This window comes from Terrimonas sp., assembly GCF_003075435.1.
Lineage (GTDB): Bacteria > Bacteroidota > Bacteroidia > Chitinophagales > Chitinophagaceae > Agriterribacter.
Map to the genome: position 1 here is coordinate 99,647 of NZ_QCZJ01000017.1, position 20,595 is coordinate 120,241.

The 20,595-nt window shown below is 42.0% G+C and carries 7 protein-coding genes, 2 tRNA genes and 3 rRNA genes; all 12 read left to right on the plus strand.

What is annotated here, in order from left to right; all coding sequences use genetic code 11:
- The first annotated feature begins 365 nt into the window (after nucleotides 1-365).
- On the plus strand, nucleotides 366-5,759 hold the full coding sequence (locus tag DC498_RS17570) for a CHAT domain-containing protein (protein WP_116875464.1): 5,394 nt from the start codon (nucleotides 366-368) through the stop codon (nucleotides 5,757-5,759).
- A 611-nt stretch (nucleotides 5,760-6,370) separates the two neighbouring features.
- A 16S ribosomal RNA gene (locus tag DC498_RS17575) occupies nucleotides 6,371-7,897 on the plus strand.
- Nucleotides 7,898-8,016: 119 nt separating this feature from the next.
- Nucleotides 8,017-8,094, plus strand: a tRNA-Ile gene (locus tag DC498_RS17580).
- A 41-nt stretch (nucleotides 8,095-8,135) separates the two neighbouring features.
- Nucleotides 8,136-8,209: transfer RNA gene (locus DC498_RS17585), tRNA-Ala, on the plus strand.
- Between the two features lie 233 nt (nucleotides 8,210-8,442).
- A 23S ribosomal RNA gene (locus tag DC498_RS17590) occupies nucleotides 8,443-11,324 on the plus strand.
- A 137-nt stretch (nucleotides 11,325-11,461) separates the two neighbouring features.
- Nucleotides 11,462-11,573: ribosomal RNA gene (rrf, locus tag DC498_RS17595) — 5S ribosomal RNA — on the plus strand.
- Together the 16S, 23S and 5S rRNA genes with 2 tRNA genes alongside form the textbook arrangement of a ribosomal RNA operon.
- A gap of 206 nt (nucleotides 11,574-11,779) precedes the next feature.
- A complete protein-coding gene (locus DC498_RS17600) occupies nucleotides 11,780-13,213 on the plus strand; it encodes a T9SS type A sorting domain-containing protein (protein WP_116875465.1) in 1,434 nt (477 codons plus the stop codon).
- A 29-nt stretch (nucleotides 13,214-13,242) separates the two neighbouring features.
- On the plus strand, nucleotides 13,243-14,247 hold the full coding sequence (locus DC498_RS17605) for a hypothetical protein (protein WP_116875466.1): 1,005 nt from the start codon (nucleotides 13,243-13,245) through the stop codon (nucleotides 14,245-14,247).
- 51 nt (nucleotides 14,248-14,298) lie between these two features.
- The gene (locus DC498_RS17610) at nucleotides 14,299-15,645 is read left to right on the plus strand and encodes a serine hydrolase domain-containing protein (RefSeq protein WP_165813882.1); all 1,347 of its coding nucleotides are present in this window, start codon (nucleotides 14,299-14,301) and stop codon (nucleotides 15,643-15,645) included.
- A gap of 132 nt (nucleotides 15,646-15,777) precedes the next feature.
- Nucleotides 15,778-16,530 carry a DUF4595 domain-containing protein gene (locus tag DC498_RS17615; protein ID WP_116875468.1) on the plus strand — a complete coding sequence of 251 codons (753 nt, stop codon included), beginning with the start codon at nucleotides 15,778-15,780 and terminating at the stop codon, nucleotides 16,528-16,530.
- Nucleotides 16,531-16,799: 269 nt separating this feature from the next.
- Nucleotides 16,800-18,071: a PepSY-associated TM helix domain-containing protein gene (locus tag DC498_RS17620; RefSeq protein WP_240628041.1), complete on the plus strand. Its 1,272-nt coding sequence runs from the start codon at nucleotides 16,800-16,802 to the stop codon at nucleotides 18,069-18,071.
- Between the two features lie 110 nt (nucleotides 18,072-18,181).
- Nucleotides 18,182-20,569, plus strand: coding sequence for a TonB-dependent receptor (locus DC498_RS17625; RefSeq protein WP_116875469.1), 2,388 nt, complete (start codon nucleotides 18,182-18,184; stop codon nucleotides 20,567-20,569).
- Nucleotides 20,570-20,595 lie beyond the last annotated feature (26 nt).

The following is a 20,595-nucleotide window of genomic DNA, read 5'->3' on the forward strand; positions in this document are numbered from 1 at the left end:
AAACTGTAGTGCGGTGTTCGGTATTATTGCTATTGTTGAACATTTGTACTGCTGTTCAACACACATTCCCTGCCTGTAATGCCGAGGCACGAGGCATCTGCACAAGATTACTATACACGCGAAAGTTTGAAATGCACCGTCGTAATTATTTCTTTTCAAAAAAAATCCTATCTTTTCATAACCTTGTTAAAAGATTTTAAGTAGAAATCAAACCAATATTTTATTTCACCTGCCATCCTGCTATAAGGATAGGTTTTAGCTCCTTAAGAAATACCTTTATTTGCTCCGCATACCCTGCCGTAATAACGGAATGAAAATATTGTAGTCATAGATTACAATGCGCTCTAACGTGTTAAAATAACAATATGGCAGCTTCAAAAACAAGCCTTCGATTGCATGGCAACAAATCAGCACCAATTGCTGACACAAGTACAAACGAATTTTTTTCTGTTAAAGAGTCATATGAAATTTCAGCTTCCCGCAGCGCTGCCGATGAACATATTGTAACGGTAACAGAAGAAGACTTTGTTGAATTAACCTTTAGTGATGATACTACCTGGATTGGCGACAGCCAGACGCTGAAAGAACTTTTCCCGGAAATAAAGGCGCAATCCAGGTCTTTAGCCAATGCTCCTGAACTTCCTGTATCATTGTATTCCGACGATGCCTCCAGGGGATTAGTAGGTGATATTGCGCTGAAAGTATTTAAAGTGCTCACCAAAAAGGCAGTAAAGCAAAGCATAAAAAAAATCGCGGCGCTTATTGAGGATAAAGGATTGGAAAAACGGTCGGGGCTATATACGGTAAGCGGCAATTTTGAATTAACGGCCTATAAAAATGAAGGTCGTAACGCTACATCAAAAAAAATGTTGCTTTTTATTCATGGAACAGCATCTTCCACGCAGGGTGCTTTTGATGATTTGAAAGAAAGCGATGTTTGGACAGATATAGTTTCACGATATAAATCTGATATTATTGCTTTTGAGCACAGAACGCTTACTGTAAGTCCTTTTGAGAATGTGGAAGAGCTGGTCAGCCTTTTGCCTGCTGATACCACTTTTGATGTTATTACACATTCGCGGGGCGGTATTGTAGGAGAATTGCTGGTGCGTTTTTGTGAAGATGAAGATGGTTTTATGGAGCAAAGCATTCATTTGCTGAATGATGAAGGGAGAAAAGATGATTTGAAAAACGTACAATCCATTGTCGGAAAAATCAGGGGTAAAAAGATTGTCATAGACCGTTTTATAAGAGTTGCAGCTACTGCTGCCGGCACTTCTCTGCTATCTGAGCGAACAGACATATTCCTGAACACACTTGTTAACCTGCTCAATTTTTCTAAACCTTTTATTCCTGTGGCGGGCGCTATTAAGGGATTAATTGCCGCAACTATCGAAAGTAAAAATGATTTCAGCGAATTACCGGGACTGGAAGCGCAACGCCCCGAATCAATATTTAAGAAAGTATTGAATACATACAAAAATTATGATGAAAATAATAATCCACACGGTTTTGATAACAGGTTAATGGTTATTTCGGGCAATGGTAAATTCAGTATTTCATTAAACGGGTTAAAAATCATCCTGACCAAATTCTTTTTTAAATGGCAGCAAAATGACCTTGTAGTTGATACAGCATCTATGTACCAGGGAGCTAAAAGAAAATATCCCGTGCAGTACTATCTCGACAGCAGTACCGATACCAACCATTTTAATTATTTCAAAAATAAAGCTACACGGGACGCGCTTAAACAGGCGCTTTTTTCCTCTACAGATCGTATTCCAACCTTTAAAGAATTAAATAATGAAGATTTTGATGCCGCTGCGGGCAGGGGAATTTTTGGATTGGACAGCGGCAGATTAAAACCCGTGGAGCCAACCGGTAAAAAGCCTGTACTGATATTTTTGCCTGGTATTATGGGCTCTTTCTTAGATAAGCATGAAGATCCGTTATGGATCAATTATCTTAAATTTTCATTGGGTGGATTACTTGACCTCGAGATCAAAGAAAATGACGGCATTGAAGCAACTGGTATTATTAAAACATCTTACCACGATATTGTTGAATATTTAAAGAATGATTTTGATGTATTGGTATTTCCATTTGATTGGCGCAAGCCGTTAACGCTTGCCGGCGCGCAATTGAATGATAAAATTGAAAAACTAACCCGTCTTAAAAAGCCAATTTTACTCGCAGGGCATTCTATGGGCGGTCTCGTCATCCGCGATTTAATGATCAATCATACCAATACCTGGAAAATGCTGAACAGCCAGCCCGGCTTTCGTGTTTTATTATTGGGCACTCCCTGGCTTGGCTCCTACAGGATACCGCATGTACTGAGTGGAAAAGACAGTATTATCAAACAGCTTAACCTGCTTGATATAATGCATGGCAAAACCACCCTCATCAATATGTTTTCAAAGTTCCCGGGTCTGCTTGATTTATTACCGCTTCATGGCGATATTGATTTTGGCAGCAGAAAGGTATGGGATGATTTTTGTGCCGCTTCAGGAATAGAAATTGAAGCAATTCCCGATGAATTGCTGAAGCAATTTGCAGCATACGCTAAGAAAGTGCAGCGTGAAATTGAAAATATTGATTGTACCAATGTTATATACATTGCCGGAAAGGATAATGAAACTGTGAAGGAATATAAAATTGAAAATGGTAAACTCCAGTTCTATTCAACTGCTGAAGGCGATCAGAGTGTTACATGGGACTCCGGCATACCAAAACAAATCAATAGAGCAGCATCATTATACTATACCAATGCTTCGCATGGCTCACTGGCAAAAAAGGCATTTCTTTTCAAAGGTATTTTTGATTTGCTTACTACCGGCACAACAGCAGATCATGAATTCAGCAGAACACCATTGCCTGTTTCAGAACAGGATCGCTCATTCGCTTCAAAAGAAACATTTATATTCAACAGCACTGAAGCAACCGTTGAAGCAAACGTATTAGGTCTTGATACCTGGCCCGATATTGACGAAACCAATACGCCTATATTAAATGTGAGTGTAAGCAAAGGCGATATGATGTTTGCAAAACATCCCGTAATGATCGGGCATTTTGATTATGATGGCATATATAGCGCAGAAAGCATAGCTAATAAATATCTTGATAATGCCTTATTGCTCAAACACAGGCTTGGACTGTATCCTGGGCTTATAGGCACAAGCGAATATTTCTATAAATCAGGTGCGGATGTAGATTATTTCCCGGGCTGCATAGTAGTAGGATTAGGGCAATCAGAAACACTGAATGCAAATCAGCTGGCGCTTACGGTTGAAAAAGCAGTGTCTGATTATCTTATCTCCCACAAAAGAGAAGCGGTGGAAATGCAATCCAATAATGCAAAAAAAGCAATCGGGCTTTCCTCTTTGCTGATAGGCGCAGGCTATGGTGGTTTACCTATTGAAGGTGCATGCAGGGCAATTTTGCTGGGTATAATTAAGGCAAATGAAAAGGTGGTAACACTGACCGGCTTGCAGGACCTTTACATAAGCGAAATTGAGTTTATTGAGTTGTTTGAAGACAGGAGCATAAGTTGCTTTAACAGTATCAACACCCTGATCAATGGCAATAGCGATGGAATGAACCTGGGGTGGAAAGAAAAATTTATCAGGGAAAACCCTGGCGGAAGAAAGCGTTTACTTACAGATGTTTCCAATGAATGGTGGCAACGCCTTAGCGTGGTGGCAGATAATAAGAAAGAAGGCAACAAAACCATTTCATTTTATTCCAGCACCAATAATGCCCGCGAGGAAAAGAATGAGATGAGCGACAATATTAAGGCATTAGAAAATATGTATGAAGACATTTCTACAAACGGGCAATGGAATTTTGACAAGGCCAAAACCCTGTTTGAGCTGCTGATACCAAATGATTTTAAAGAAAATATCAGGCGGAATGCGCCAGTTATGTGGGTGCTTGATAAATATACCGCAGCCTTACCCTGGGAGTTATTGCAAACAGGCGCTTCAGAAAAACCTTTATGTATTTCCGCAGGCATGATAAGGCAATTGGCAACGTCTACCTATAAACGAAACAATACACAACTGAAGGATAATAATGTGCTGGTGATTGGAGATCCCAAGCTTGACGGCTTTTCAAAAGCGCAGCAGTTGCCCGGCGCTGCGAGGGAGGCGAAAGAAGTATACCAACTATTAAAAGGCCCGGACATAAAGAAAGGCAACAATTATATTAATCTTGAGCCGCCATTAATTAATAAAGGTTCCAGCGATATACTGATAGGGTTATACAAACAGAATTACAGGATCATTCACATAGCGGCGCATGGTTTTTTTGACGAGAAAAACCCCCGTAATTCAGGCGTGCTGATCGGCAAGGTAAAAGATAAAGACGAGCCTGTTTTTCTTACCCCGGAACATATAGCGCAATTGCCCGGTACACCCGAACTGGTATTTATTAACTGTTGTTTTCTGGGTAAGGTAAATCCATATGCTGAAGCATTTTCAAACAACCGGTATCAGCTTGCAGCCAATATTGGCACAGCCCTCATAGATGCTGGTGTAAAAGCCGTGATAGTAGCAGGCTGGGAAGTAGATGATGCCGCTGCACTTGCTTTTTCAAAAAAGTTTTATGAAGAAATGCTGAAAGGAAAAAACTTTGGAGAAGCTGTTTTGTCTGCCCGCAGGTATATATACGATAATTTCAGGTATACCAATACCTGGGGCGCTTTTCAGTGTTACGGCCAACCCCAGTTCAGCTTGAATATTCGCAGTAATGAAAACCCTGAATACACCTACAATATACCTCAGCAGGCTGAAAACGACCTGGATAATCTTATCAGTAAATCGGAAGTGCCGGTTTATGAAAATGATGATTTGATGGAGGAATTGCAGAAGATTTCCAGAGGCATTGCTAAAGCCGGATTTGGTGGAGCTAACCTTAAACAGCTTGAGGCGAGAGCCTATGTTGAGCTCAATGATTACAGTACCGCCATCACTTTATATAATGAGTTGTTCAAGGCAGAAAAAGCAAATTTTAATGTTTCTTCTCTTGAATCCTTCCAGGATATACGGGTAAAACAGGCAATGCTCGATTTTTTGTCTGCCGGTAAATTGTCCAAACGTACTACCTCAGATAAAATCAGGATTATTGATGACAGCATTAATAACCTCGACAGGCTGCTGAGTATATGGGTTACTGCGGAGAGATTTTCACTGATAGGAAGTGCTAATAAAAGAAAGGCGAGAATGATGGACACTTTTGTGCAAAAGAAAAAAGCAATGGCGCTATCCGCAAACTATTATTATTCCGCATACAGGATTTTAAATGACAGCTACAGTTTCAGCAACTGGCTTACCATGCGGATATTGCTTGAAGGCGCTAAACCAAAATGGACAGAATCATTTTTTGAAAAAGAAGCGGTGAGCAAAAATGGGAAAAGGCAAACAGTGTCTGTTGTACTGAGCAGGCAATACGTAAAAGACGAATTAAAAGAACTTCATAAACAAATAGATAAGAACAGCAACCAGTCTTTCTGGGAATTAACCCAGCGTATTGATATAGCGTTATGTTACTTTTTGTTAGAGCCAACCCGCAAGACCAACCTCACCGATCTGCAAAGCGCGTTCAAAAAGGTATGGCAAAAAATGGGATCAAAAAATAAGAAAATGCGGCAATGGGATAATATTGAATTGATGATTCATTTTGCAGAGATCACAAAGCAAGATGATATTAAAAAGGGGCTTGATAAGATTAGAGCGCATTTAGATAAAGGGCAGGTATAAACCAAGTAACGAAGAGTTATAAAAAAAAAGCGACCTTGAAACCCTTGCTGATAGCGGTTTTACGTATAGGGGCACGTATTTTTTCGAAAAAAGATTTGGTCGCAATCAAAACCTGACTATCTTTGCGACCCGCTTTCAAAAAAAAGCAGTAGTTCTTAAAAAATAAACGAGAGGCAGTAAGAAAAAAAAGCAAGGAAAAAAGAGAAAAAGATTTGGTGATATTGAAAATGTTTTTACCTTTGCACCCCAATCAAAAAATATCCAGCTCTTACCTGAATTTGTGGTGACGATGTGAATAAAAAAGCAAAATAAAATTTGCTGATAAAAAGAGCAGTTCTAACTTTGCAGTCCGTTTCAATTTTTTTGAATTTAGTTCTTGATTTATAGATTGTTATGAGCCAAAATTTTTGAAAATTTTTTTAAAAATAATTTGGTGAAAATAATAAAACTCCTACCTTTGCAACCCGTTTCAAAACGGTTAGTAAAATAAGAGATAAAGATCTTTGAAAGTTTGGAAGCAACAGCACTTGATTTCTTTTTAGAAATCAGGGTAAGGTAAACCAGCCACAAAATTTGATTTCAAGAGCAATCTTCAAATCTCAACATTATTTACAATGGAGAGTTTGATCCTGGCTCAGGATGAACGCTAGCGGCAGGCTTAATACATGCAAGTCGTGGGGCAGCAGGGGTAGCAATACCCGCTGGCGACCGGCAAACGGGTGCGCAATACGTACGCAACCTTCCTTTAAGCGGGGAATAGCCCAGAGAAATTTGGATTAATACCCCATAGTATATTGAAAAGGCATCTTTTTAATATTAAAGCTCCGGCACTTAAAGATGGGCGTACGGCTGATTAGGTAGTTGGCGGGGTAACGGCCCACCAAGCCTACGATCAGTAGCTGATGTGAGAGCATGATCAGCCACACGGGCACTGAGACACGGGCCCGACTCCTACGGGAGGCAGCAGTAAGGAATATTGGTCAATGGACGCAAGTCTGAACCAGCCATGCCGCGTGGAGGATGAAGGTCCTCTGGATTGTAAACTTCTTTTATCTGGGACGAAACACTCCTTTTCTAAGGGGCTTGACGGTACCAGATGAATAAGCACCGGCTAACTCCGTGCCAGCAGCCGCGGTAATACGGAGGGTGCAAGCGTTATCCGGATTCACTGGGTTTAAAGGGTGCGTAGGTGGGTATGTAAGTCAGAGGTGAAATCCCCGAGCTTAACTTGGGAACTGCCTTTGATACTATATATCTTGAATATCGTAGAGGTCAGCGGAATATGTCATGTAGCGGTGAAATGCTTAGATATGACATAGAACACCAATTGCGAAGGCAGCTGGCTATGCGATTATTGACACTGAGGCACGAAAGCGTGGGTAGCAAACAGGATTAGATACCCTGGTAGTCCACGCCCTAAACTATGGATACTCGACATACGCGATACACTGTGTGTGTCTGAGCGAAAGCATTAAGTATCCCACCTGGGAAGTACGACCGCAAGGTTGAAACTCAAAGGAATTGGCGGGGGTCCGCACAAGCGGTGGAGCATGTGGTTTAATTCGATGATACGCGAGGAACCTTACCTGGGCTAGAATGCAATTTGACCGTGGGTGAAAGCTCATTTTGTAGCAATACACAGATTGTAAGGTGCTGCATGGCTGTCGTCAGCTCGTGCCGTGAGGTGTTGGGTTAAGTCCCGCAACGAGCGCAACCCTTATCATTAGTTGCCAACAGGTAATGCTGGGAACTCTAATGAAACTGCCGTCGTAAGACGTGAGGAAGGAGGGGATGATGTCAAGTCATCATGGCCTTTATGCCCAGGGCTACACACGTGCTACAATGGGGCGTACAAAGGGCTGCAACACAGCGATGTGAAGCCAATCCCAAAAAACGCCTCTCAGTTCAGATTGGAGTCTGCAACTCGACTCCATGAAGCTGGAATCGCTAGTAATCGTATATCAGCAATGATACGGTGAATACGTTCCCGGACCTTGCACACACCGCCCGTCAAGCCATGGAAGCTGGGTGTACCTAAAGTCGGTAACCGCAAGGAGCCGCCTAGGGTAAAACTAGTGACTGGGGCTAAGTCGTAACAAGGTAGCCGTACCGGAAGGTGCGGCTGGAATACCTCCTTTTTAGAGTACGCTGTTATCTTTTTAGTTGTTGCTTTCTTTCACTTTCATTGTTTCTTAATAATAAAGTTCTTTTTATCCGGATGATGTATACCCGCTCCAAAGTGGGCTACAGAGAGCATAGATCCGTAGCTCAGCCTGGTTAGAGCACTACACTGATAATGTAGGGGTCACCAGTTCAAATCTGGTCGGGTCTACCAAAGCTAATAGCTATTAGCTGATAGCTATCAGCCCAAAATATGGGGGGTTAGCTCAGTTGGCTAGAGCATCTGCCTTGCACGCAGAGGGTCATCGGTTCGACTCCGATATCCTCCACAAAAAAGCTTTCAGCTGTCAGCAATCAGCGGTTAGCTTCTTAAAAAGTTCTTATTGATAAGATGTAATCGTTCAGGCGATAAATTGGTTCAAATCCATAAACATCTACTACTGATAGCTGAAAGCTGATGGCTGACAGCTGTTGAAAGTTCTTTGACATATTGGGAAAATAATAATTGAAATCAATCAAAAGTTATCTTCTATTATAGGAGTAACGAGTAACGGCAAACTTTTTTAAAGCTAATAAGGGTACATGGTGGATGCCTTGGCTCTGAGAGGCGATGAAGGACGTGGTAAGCTGCGATAAGCCGGGGGGAACTGCACACAAGTATTACATCCCCGGATCTCCGAATGGGACAACCCAGCACATTGAAGATGTGTTATCTCGCAAGAGAAGCCAACCTCCTGAACTGAAACATCTAAGTAGGGAGAGGAAAAGAAAATAAACAATGATTCCCTGAGTAGTGGCGAGCGAAAGGGGAAGAGCCCAAACCTGGTCGGCGTGCCGGCCGGGGGTTGTAGGACTGCATTTAGAAATTGTCATCAAGCTGAATTTTCTGGAAAGTTAAGCCACAGTGGGTGATAGCCCCGTAGGCGTAAAGTGACAAGGACGAGCAGTATCCTGAGTAAGGCGGGACCGGAGGAATCCTGCCTGAATCTGCCAGCACCATCTGGTAAGGCTAAATACTCCTCAGAGACCGATAGTGAACCAGTACCGTAAGGGAAAGGTGAAAAGCACCCCGAATAGGGGAGTGAAATAGTACCTGAAACCGTGTACCTACAAGCGGTCGGAGCCCAGCAATGGGTGACGGCGTGCCTTTTGCATAATGAGCCTACGAGTTGCTCCTCACTGGCGAGGTTAAGTTCTTTAGTAACGGAGCCGCAGCGAAAGCGAGTCCAAACAGGGCGCTTAGTCAGTGGGGGCAGACGCGAAACTTTGTGATCTATCCATGGGCAGGTTGAAGTTCTGGTAACACAGAATGGAGGACCGAACCCGTTGACGTTGAAAAGTCTTGGGATGACCTGTGGATAGGGGTGAAAGGCCAATCAAACTGAGAGATAGCTCGTTCTCCCCGAAATGTTTTTAGGAACAGCCTCGGATTATAGACGTTTACTAGAGGTAGAGCTACTGATTGGGCTAGGGGGCTTCACCGCCTACCAAACCCTGACAAACTCCGAATGCTAGTAAATATCTCCGGGAGTGAGGCTGCGGGCGCTAAGGTCCGTGGCCGAGAGGGAAATAACCCAGATTAGCAACTAAGGTCCCTAATACACAGTTAAGTTGATCAAACGATGTGAGACTTCTATAACAGCCAGGATGTTGGCTTGGAAGCAGCCATTCATTTAAAGAGTGCGTAACAGCTCACTGGTCGAGAGGTCTTGCGCGGAAAATAATCGGGCATCAAACTGTGAACCGAAGTTCTAAGATTGCCACCAGGTGGTATATCGGTAGGGGAGCATTCTGATCTGCATTGAAGGTGTACGGCGACGTATGCTGGAGCGTTCAGAAAAGAAAATGTAGGCATAAGTAGCGATAAAACAGGTGAAAAACCTGTTCGCCGTAAGTCTAAGGTTTCCTGATCAACGTTAATCGGATCAGGGTTAGTCGGGTCCTTAGGAAAACCCGAAAGGGGCATCTGATGGAAAGCTGGTTAATATTCCAGCACCCGCTTTAATTCCGATGGGGTAACGGGGTAGTGAAAGGACTGCCACATCACGGTATATGTGGTTAAAGGGTGTAGTTATATCTTTTATAGGTAAATCCGTAAGAGATGGCGAACCTGATAGTACAGCAATGCTTCGGCGGCGCTGATAATGTCCCTAATCAAACCTCCAAGAAAAACCTCTAAGGTGTGGTTAAAGCGGCCCGTACCGGAATCCGACACAGGTAGACGAGATGAGTATTCTAAGGCGCTCGGGTGAGCCGTGGAGAAGGAACTAGGCAAATTGACGCTGTAACTTCGGGATAAAGCGTACCGCAGCGATGCGGTCCCAGTAAAATGGTTCAACCAACTGTTTAACAAAAACACAGGGCCCTGCAAAAACGTAAGTTGACGTATAGAGCCTGATACCTGCCCGGTGCTGGAAGGTTAAGGAAGGGTGTTCGACGCAAGTCAAAGCTCCTGACTGAAGCCCCAGTAAACGGCGGCCGTAACTATAACGGTCCTAAGGTAGCGAAATTCCTTGTCGGGTAAGTTCCGACCTGCACGAATGGTCTAATGAGTTGAACGCTGTCTCCTCCACGAGCCCGGTGAAATTGTAGTATCGGTGAAGATGCCGGTTACCCGCCACGGGACGGAAAGACCCCGTGAACCTTCACTACAACTTTGCATTGATTTTGAGTGACAGATGTGTAGGATAGTTGGGACGCTTTGAAGCAGCCTCGCCAGGGGTTGTGGAGCGGTCGTTGAAATACCAACCTTCTGTTACTTAGAGTCTAATCCAGAAATGGAGACATTGCATGGTGGGTAGTTTGACTGGGGTGGTCGCCTCCTAAAAAGTAACGGAGGCTTGCAAAGGTACCCTCAGTACGGTTGGTAATCGTACGCAGAGCGCATTAGTATAAGGGTGCTTGACTGTGAGGCATACAAGCCGAGCAGGAGCGAAAGCTGGCTAAAGTGATCCGGCGGTTCTGTATGGAAGGGCCGTCGCTCAAAGGATAAAAGGTACTCCGGGGATAACAGGCTGATCTTTCCCAAGAGCTCATATCGACGGAAAGGTTTGGCACCTCGATGTCGGTTCGTCACATCCTGGGGCTGGAGAAGGTCCCAAGGGTTCGGCTGTTCGCCGATTAAAGTGGCACGTGAACTGGGTTCAGAACGTCGCAAGACAGTTCGGTCCCTATCTGTGGTGGGCGTTAGTAAATTGAGTGGACATGACCTTAGTACGAGAGGACCGGGTCGTACGTGCCGCTGGTGTATCTGTTGTGCCGCCAGGTGCAATGCAGAGTAGCTACGCACGGACAGGATAAACGCTGAAAGCATCTAAGCGTGAAACCTTCCACAAGATGAGTTTACTTTTAAGGGTCGTTGTAGACTACAACGTTGATAGGCTATAGGTATAAAGGTGGTAACATCAAAGCCAAGTAGTACTAATTGCCCGTACGCTTTAATTTTATTATATTTTTTATAATCATAACTCTGTTATTCGTTATTTCCCAATATGTTAACTTATTGTAGTTAATAGCTGTCAGTAATCAGTAGTCAGCCCAGAGCTGATAGCTGAAACCTGATAGCTGAATGCTAAAGATCTTATGGTGCTTTTGCCGAGGGTGTTCACCTCTTCCCATACCGAACAGAGAAGTTAAGCCCCTCATGGCCGATGGTACTGCACAGAAATGCGGGAGAGTAGGTAGGTGCCATATTTATTGAACCCACTTCGTTTATCGGAGTGGGTTTTTTTATGTAAATACTGCATTATACAAGTGCATATTTTGGTAGTCATCCTTATATATACCATTAATCATCCTCCATCAGGTTTGCTCAATTTTACCACAACCAGGTTTGCTCAATTTTACCACAACCTAATTTTTAGCTACCATTTTCTCAATTGCACTTTAGTTTTCCTGAAATGCTGTATAGTTTCACGAAAGCATTGTACCTGCTTGTAGTTATGAATATCGCACGAAAATTATTAAGCAAAACAGGCGGCTTTTTTACAACACTTGTCTGCATTTTGCCGGCTGAAAATGTAACTGCACAATTGCAAGTTGCAGCCGGTACTTATTGGATTTGCGATAGCTCTTCTCATACATATACGGTGTTAAACGATTTAGGCATTGAGTACTATGGAGATAATGAACAAATTGGTACCATATTTAAATTTACCGGAACTGCTGCTGCTGTTATAAACGGGAATGCCACCTCTCTATACAATATTATTGAAATAGCAAAAACTGGTGTTGAAACACTTAGCCTGTCGCAAAATATAAATGTATTGAATAGGGTAAGTTTTGTGAGCGGTATGCTTGATTTAAACGGGCATGTACTTAATTTAATTGACAATGCTTATCTAACGGGTGAGAAAGAGGGCTCAGGATGTATTGGCCCTGCAGGCGGATATATTCAGGCTACTGTTACTTTAAACGCTCCGGTAAATCATAACCCGGGCAATATTGGAATTACTCTTATATCTGAAAGTGATTTAGGCAAAACTGTTATACGAAGAGGGCATGCAATTCAACATACGGGTGTTGGAAACTCAGGCTCTATTCGCCGCTATTATGATATTTCTCCTCAGAATAATAACCGGCTTTCCGCAACGCTTCAATTTGGTTACCTGGATAATGAATTAAATGGTATTAATGAAGATGATTTAACCCTGGTAAAACAAGAAACTGATATTGATCCCTGGCAAAATATTGGGGCTGATGTGAGGAATACAGTGGAAAATTATGTCCGGAAAAACAATATAACCAGGTTTTCCCGGTGGACATTATCGTCTTTAAGTAGAGCATTACCTGTACAATGGAAATCTTTTAATATAAACTGCCAACAGGATAAAATATTAATAAGCTGGAGTACAGAATCGGAATTCAATACAAAAAGTTTTATTGTTCAGCGTAGCTCTGATGGAATTGTATGGGAAAGTATATTCCAGCAAAATGCCGGTGGCAATAGCATTGGTATTCGAAACTATATATACAAAGATAAACAACCTGTATCCGGCGATCTGTACTACAGGATAATGCAAACCGACCTGGATGGCAGATTCTCTTATTCTCCCGTATTAAAGAGTGTTTGTGATGTTAAGGAAGAGGTTAAAGTATATCCTAATCCTGCAACAGAAGCAATATGGATATCCTTTTACAATAACCACTTGACTGCCCACGCTGATATACGCCTGTATAATGCATTGGGGGCATTGATTTATCACGATGCTCTATTGGTGCAGCAAGGAAGATGTTTATTCAAGATACCACTTTCCTTTATGCCGCGGGGTATGTATACTGTTGCTGTAATCTTTCAGGGAAAAATAAAACATTATAAAATAATCAGGCAATAATTATTTCAATACGTCCAAATTATAAAAAAATGAAAAGGTATCTTGTATGTTTTTGTGTATTGATATCTGGATATTTTGCTGCACAGGCGCAGGTGGCTATTAATAATGATGGTTCGGAGCCAACAATAAGTGCGATGCTTGATATCAAAAGCACAGATAAGGGATTGCTGATTCCGAGGATGACCACAACTCAGCGTAACAGTATAGGACTGCCGGCAATCGGACTGCTTGTGTTTGATAGTGAAACCAATACCTATTGGTACTGGAAACCCGGTGGAATAGCGGGTTTTCACTGGGAGGAGATCAGTACCGGTGCTAATGTTTGGAGAACAAATAATACTACTACATATTCCTTTCCATCTTCTCAAAAGATTGCCATAGGCGGAGTGTCTAATGCAGAATCCCAACTGCACGTTGGAGGCCAAACAGGTGTATCACTAATCACTATTGGCAGAAGCGCAACTTCAGGCGGTTACACAGGCATGTTGCTGGGAACTTCTGCTGTAAGCAATGGATATAATTATATACAGTCTGTAAAGGCAGGCGGGCAGGCAGGAGGTTACGGCAACTTAATACTAAATCCTGTTGATGGAAATGTGGGAATAGGAACATCTGCTCCTCAATCCAGGTTGGATATTAATGGCACTTTTGCTGTACAGGGTGATGGAGCTAATACCGCGTTGAGAGTATATAATGACGGGCGGGTTTCAATCGGGCATAAAGCTGCAACCGGCTATTGGTTTTCCGTAAACGGAAATATGATCTGTGAAGAATTAAAAGTTCAGTTGACAACAGCCTGGCCCGATTATGTGTTTCAACCGGAATATAAGCTTAAGACCTTTGAAGATTTGAGGAAATTTATCAAACAAAATAATCACCTGCCTAATATTCCCAAAGCATCTGTTATTGAACAGGATGGCATTAATGTGGGCGATATGCATAAACGAACTATTGAAAAGATAGAAGAGCTTACTTTATACATACTGCAACTGGAGGAAAGGATCAGAAATCTTGAAGCGTTGGCTAATGATTAAGGCTGCATAAAATCTGAAACGGATATTCCTTAACAAAAACTAAAAATGCTGATGAAAAAAATATGCTTATTGTTTTGTTGCCTGCTATTTTGGAAAATCTCTTCCGCACAGCCTACCCGTATGGACGAGGCTACCGCAACGCAAATTTCAAACACCATACAAGCAAGATTTGACCAAAGCAACTTAACCGGACTTAGTGTAGGTATTATATACGGAGGCGAACTGGCGTATGCCAATGCCTGGGGCAAAGCAAAAAACAACGGCACACCATTTTCTATTCATACCAAAACCGTTATCGGGTCTGTATCAAAGATTATTACGGCTATTATGGCCATGCGGATGATTGAAGAGGGTGACCTGGGGCTGGATGTTACCATTGGCAATTATCTTGACGAATATGAAGGAAGTAACATCACTATCCGCCATTTACTTTGCCATCAAAGTGGTATCCCGCATTATAATAATTGCTCTGACGGATATAACGGGCAATTTAATTGGGAGGAAAGCGTGGACGCGGTTATGGATTGTGAGGTTTGCGGTACACCTGGCGCACAAACACTGTATACTACCTTCGGCATAACACTATTGGGCGCGATCATTGAAAAAAGAGGGCTTGAAGTTTATAACAGAAACTACCGCCAGTTGTATAATACCTGGGTGAGGAATCCCGGAGGGCTGACTAACCTCACTCCGGAATATGATGATTCGCAGGCGGCGCTTGCAGATGGATATAATGAAACAGGGATTGTACAGTCAAGAGGATGGGATGATATCGGTTGGCGCTTACCTGCGGGAGGCTTTGTTAGCGATATAGTTGATCTGACAACTTTTGGAGCAGGGATATTGAGAAACCGGTTTATCAGCCAACAGTCTTTTAACCAGATGCAGGTAATACAAACGCCCTCAGGCGCAGGCGGACCAACGTGTGCAAATGAAAACTATAATGGCAGCTTTTTTGGGTTAGGATTTAACATTCAAACAGACGGTGTACGTCAAATACTGTCTCATGGCGGACTTAACGATCATGGATATACTTCTTTCCTGTTTTTGTACCCCGGAGCAGGTGCCGGCATTGTTTTTTTATGCAATACTTATGATTATGTGAACTCCAACAATATACTGAATGTGTTGTCGGCAATGCAAACTGCCGTTATTGATGTGGTGAGAGATTGCCGGCCTTCGCGGAATTTTACCAATGCTATCACCTGGGGTGCGCCGCTGTATTACGAAGCGAATAATATTACCATGAACGCTCCTGCTATCCATAACTCAGGGAACCTGGTGTTTGATGCACGCAGTTCGGTTTCTCTTTTACCGGGTTTTGAAATTACAGCAACACCACAAAGAACCTTTCACGCTTTTATTGAAGGCTGCGGAGGAGATAACAGGCCTTTTTGATGCGACACCGATTGCAGGTTACCGTTCCCTAATTTGTTACTACCCTTCTCTCAGTGTTGCTTTCTTTTGCAATGGCGGACAGATAGCTTTATTTGGTTTGGGGAATTGAAATGGGAGTAAAAATCATTAAAAATGAAAAATTCATTAATCAAACTCATCATGTTACTGCTTGCTGCAATTGTCCATTCAGGTTGTAAGAAGGAAAAAGACAAGGAACCGGCGCCCCAATGCAGGTTGAGTTTATTAAAAATTCCGAATGGAAACGGAACAACAAGCTCTATTGTGTTCAACTATGATAGCATAGGACGCATAACAGCGCTTAACCTGAACGGAACTATTACGCAATTTATTTACCACAGCAAAGGGTTTACCAAAATCACCCCCATCTCTGCCGGGTGGTTTAGCCGTTCCCATTTGGAGCTGGATGATAACGGCAGGCCAAAACTTAGCAGGGATACCACGTTTAATGGCACACACATTAACAGCACAGGTACGGTAAATTACGAATATAATAGTGCCGGGCAGCTTGAAAAAATCCTTCGAAAAAGAACCAACGATCTGCCTGATAAGCCGCCACTGACTACCCTGTTTAGCTGGTCAAATGGAAATATCACAGGACTGAATCATAATAATGAGCCGATGGTACTTGACTACGAAACCGACAAGCCCAACCAGGATTTCTCATACATCGAACTATCTTTTATAGGAGAACTTGGGGCTTATGCTCCCAGAAGTAAAAACCTGGTAAAATCTGTTACCAGCACGGCAGGTCAGCTACTTTACAGCTATGAATTTGATAATTGGGGAAAGATTACTGCATCCTATTGGACACAGCCCGACTCAAATATTTTGCTAAAGATTGACTACGAGTACGATTGCGATTAACAAGAAAAAAATTGGCATTAAAATCAAAAAAAATGCGAATGAGAAAACTAATTCTAATAATAACGGATAACAGTACTCTCAGGTGGAGAACTGTTTATACGTACTATTGATACACATCTTACCACCCGTCACTTGCCACTTACCACTTACCACTTACCACCCATTGTCACCCCTCTGTCAGTTTCCCTATCTCGTAATAAAGTTTCCCCATTTAGCAAATCATTGCCTTATCGCGCATATACTTTTGCAAAAAATTACGACAACTGTTTATGATGCAACGGGGAGGCAATATTCCTAAGAAGAAAAAAAATAATTCACGCAGTTCATTTTACAGAATTTCCGCATGGTTGCATTTATGGCTTGGGCTTATCTCTGGAATTATTATGATCATTGTTTGCCTCACTGGTTGTATTTGGGTTTTCCAGGATGAGATTACAACATGGCTTGAGCCTGAAACAAAAGTTACCGTTGAAAACAACCCGGTAATTACCCCTTCTGTATTAATGCAAATAGGAGACTCCCTGTATCCTAAAAAGAAGCCTAATTATGCCATGTATCAGCAGGGTAAGGCCATTACCATGGCGTTGGGGCAGGGGAGAAAGGGTAATACCATACTGCGCATTAATCCATATACGGGTGCAGTAATAAGTAAAAAAGAAAGAAAGGAAGGTGAAACAGATTTCTTTCGATTTATTTTAAACGGGCATCGGGCTCTATGGTTTCCCTATGAAATTGGCAGGCCGATTGTAAATTACGGCACCCTGGTTTTTGTAATTATTTTGATTACGGGTATGGTATTGTGGTGGCCAAAAAAATGGAATAAAACAACACGCGAACAGAGCTTTAAAATAAAGTGGAGGGCTTCTTTTAAAAGAGTGAACTATGATCTGCACAATGTGCTGGGATTTTATTCATTGCTTGTTTTAACAGCCATTGCACTTACCGGAATGGTATACGGTATAGAATGGTATAGTAAAAGCTTATACTGGGTTACCTCAGGCGGTCAAACACTTCCTGGATTTAAAAGAAATACATCAGACTCAACCCAATCAGGAAAATATTATACACCACAACAGGTAATGGATGCATCGTGGAATAAGGTAATTACAGATCATCCTGAAGCAAAGGGTTTTTACTATGCTTTTGCTGATACTTCAAGACCATCATCTGCAATATCAATTACTATATATCCGACCGTTGGTAAATATTATAATAACCGAAGTTTTGCTTTTGACCAGCATACCGGGCAACCATTGCCTGCCCTTAACAAATTATACGAAACCAGTTTTGAAGAAGCACCTGTCGGAGCAAAGATCAGGCGAATGAACTACGATATACATGTAGGCGCAATCCTTGGCCTGCCGGGGAAAATAATGGCTTTCTTCGCATCGCTTATCGGCGCCAGTTTACCAGTAACAGGATTTATCATTTGGTGGGGTAAACAAAAGAAAAAAGGTAAAAAAGGAAAAAATAAAGCAACAATGAAAGACACGGCATCACCAATTATAAAAATTAAAAAAGAAACTATGCCTGCAACATAACTACTGAGTATGATAAACAAGTATTAATAAAATAAAAGAGCCGCACAGGTGCAACTGTAACGGCTCATTCGCCGGGGCGGAGCTCTCAAATCTGTTCAATTTTTAAGCGTATGCAATATAAAAAAATATTGTTAACAGGCATAGTATGCCTTTGTTTTCAGCTATTAACTGCTCAACAAAAAACTTCAACCGGTACTGTTTCAGGTATTGTTAAAGATAAAACCGGTTCTCCCGTTCCTCATGCTACCATTAGCATAAAAAGAACTGCTATAGCCACCACTGCTGATGAAAGTGGAAAGTTTACCCTTAAACATGTACCGGCCGGCAACTGTATAATTGTTATATCGGCTGTTGGTTTTACGCAGGTAGAAAAGAAAATAGCAGTTCATGAAAATACAACCGAAACATTAGTTATAGAAACCAGTGCAGCAGGAACCACGCTCGAAACAGTTTCTGTTATTGGTCGCTCCGCAACGCAGCTTGCAAACAGGCAATCGTATAATGTTACGGCCATTGATGCAAAGCAATTGCATAATTCCACACTTGATCTTTCGCATACGCTTGACCGTGTGTCTGGCGTACGCGTAAGAGAAACCGGGGGTGTTGGCTCCAGCTTTAATTTTTCACTGAACGGTTTTTCAGGTAACCAGGTAAAGTTTTTTTTAGATGGTGTGCCGATGGATAATTTCGGCTCTTCCTTCCAGATCAATAATATACCCATCAATTTTGCCGACAGGGTAGAAGTATACAAGGGTGTAGTGCCTATCTGGCTTGGCTCTGATGCATTGGGCGGCGCTGTTAATATTATTACCGGTAATAAGTACAGGAATTATATTGACGCTTCTTATTCTTATGGTTCTTTTAACACACATCGTTCTGCAATCAATACGGCATTTACCACGCGCAAAGGATTTACTGTTCAGTTGAATGCCTTCCAGAATTATTCTGACAACAATTATAAAGTAACGCTTGATGTGGCAGACATCAATACCGGCAGATATTATCCCAATACAACAGTTAAAAGATTTCATGACAGGTATCACAATGAAACGCTGGTTACCAATATAGGGTTTGTAAATAAAAAATGGGCAGACAAATTCCTGGTTGGTATTACACTTGGAAAAAACAGCAAGCAGATACAAACAGGCGCCCGCATGGTATCTGTATTTGGCGCGTGGAACAGGAGCGGTTCTATCATTATGCCTGCTTTGAAATACCAGAAAAGAGATTTGATCATAAAAGGGCTTGATGTTATGGTGAATGTCAATTATAACCTCGGCAGCGAACAGAATATTGACACCGCGTTCAGGCGCTACGACTGGTTTGGCAATTACAAGCAGTATGAAGGAGCTGGAAGCGAAAGATCAAGAACGATGTATAAGTTCAGGAACAATATCGGGCTGGCTACTACTACTGCGTCTTATAAGATAAGCGATAATCATTCGGTTGCCATCAACAATGTGTACAGTTCATTCAACAGGAAGGGAAGTGATGAATTATATCCTGATGATGACAAATACCAGCAACCGCAAAAAACGGATAAGAATATACTTGGTCTCAGCTATAAGTTTGATTATAAGGAAAGGTGGAGTATTATGGCTTTTGGCAAACACCTGTTTCAGCATGCGCATACGAGGGTGTCATATAATCCTTCCGGAAATTATGGCGATGTGGCATATAAAAACCAGGATAATAATATCAGTAAATTGGGTTATGGCGTTGCTGCAAGTTATTTTATTACGTCCGCATTGCAGGTAAAAGCTTCTTACGAAAGAAGTAACCGTTTGCCCGAAAATGAAGAAATGTTTGGCGACCTGATAAACCAGGAAAGCAATTTTGATTTAAAGCCTGAAAAGAGTGATAATGTAAATCTGGGAGTGCACTATTCGTTCAGGTTGAATAAAGATCACCGGTTTGCTGTATCTGCAGGCGGTATTTACAGGCGGGCAACGGATTTTATTTATTTCCGCCTGAATGCAAACCAGTCAATGCTGGTTGCTGATAACCTGGCTGGCGTAAAGAATACTGGTGGTGAAGGCGAGATAAGATACTCTTATAAAACATGGTTATCTGCCGGTGTAAACTTTACTTATCAAAACATCATTAATAAGCGAAAATATGAGCCGGGATATACAGGCGTGAGTTTAGTGTATAATGACCGCATGCCCAATCTGCCTTTTATGTTTGGTAACGCGGATGCCGCCGTTTATTTTAAAAATGTATGGAAGGATGGTGATAATCTCAGCATTGGATATAACCTTTTATATGTGCATGCTTTTTACCTGTATTGGCCGAGCCAGGGAACCAGTAAGGATAAATATGGTATTCCCCAACAGCTGGCGCATGATGTAAATATCATCTACACATTAAAGAACGGCCGATACAATATAGGATTGGAATGTAAAAACATTACAAACGATCAGCTTTACGACAACTTCAGTTTGCAAAAACCAGGCAGAGGGTTTTACGGTAAGCTCAGATACTTCTTTGCTAAATAATTTTTTAAAAGTAATAAACAAACAAT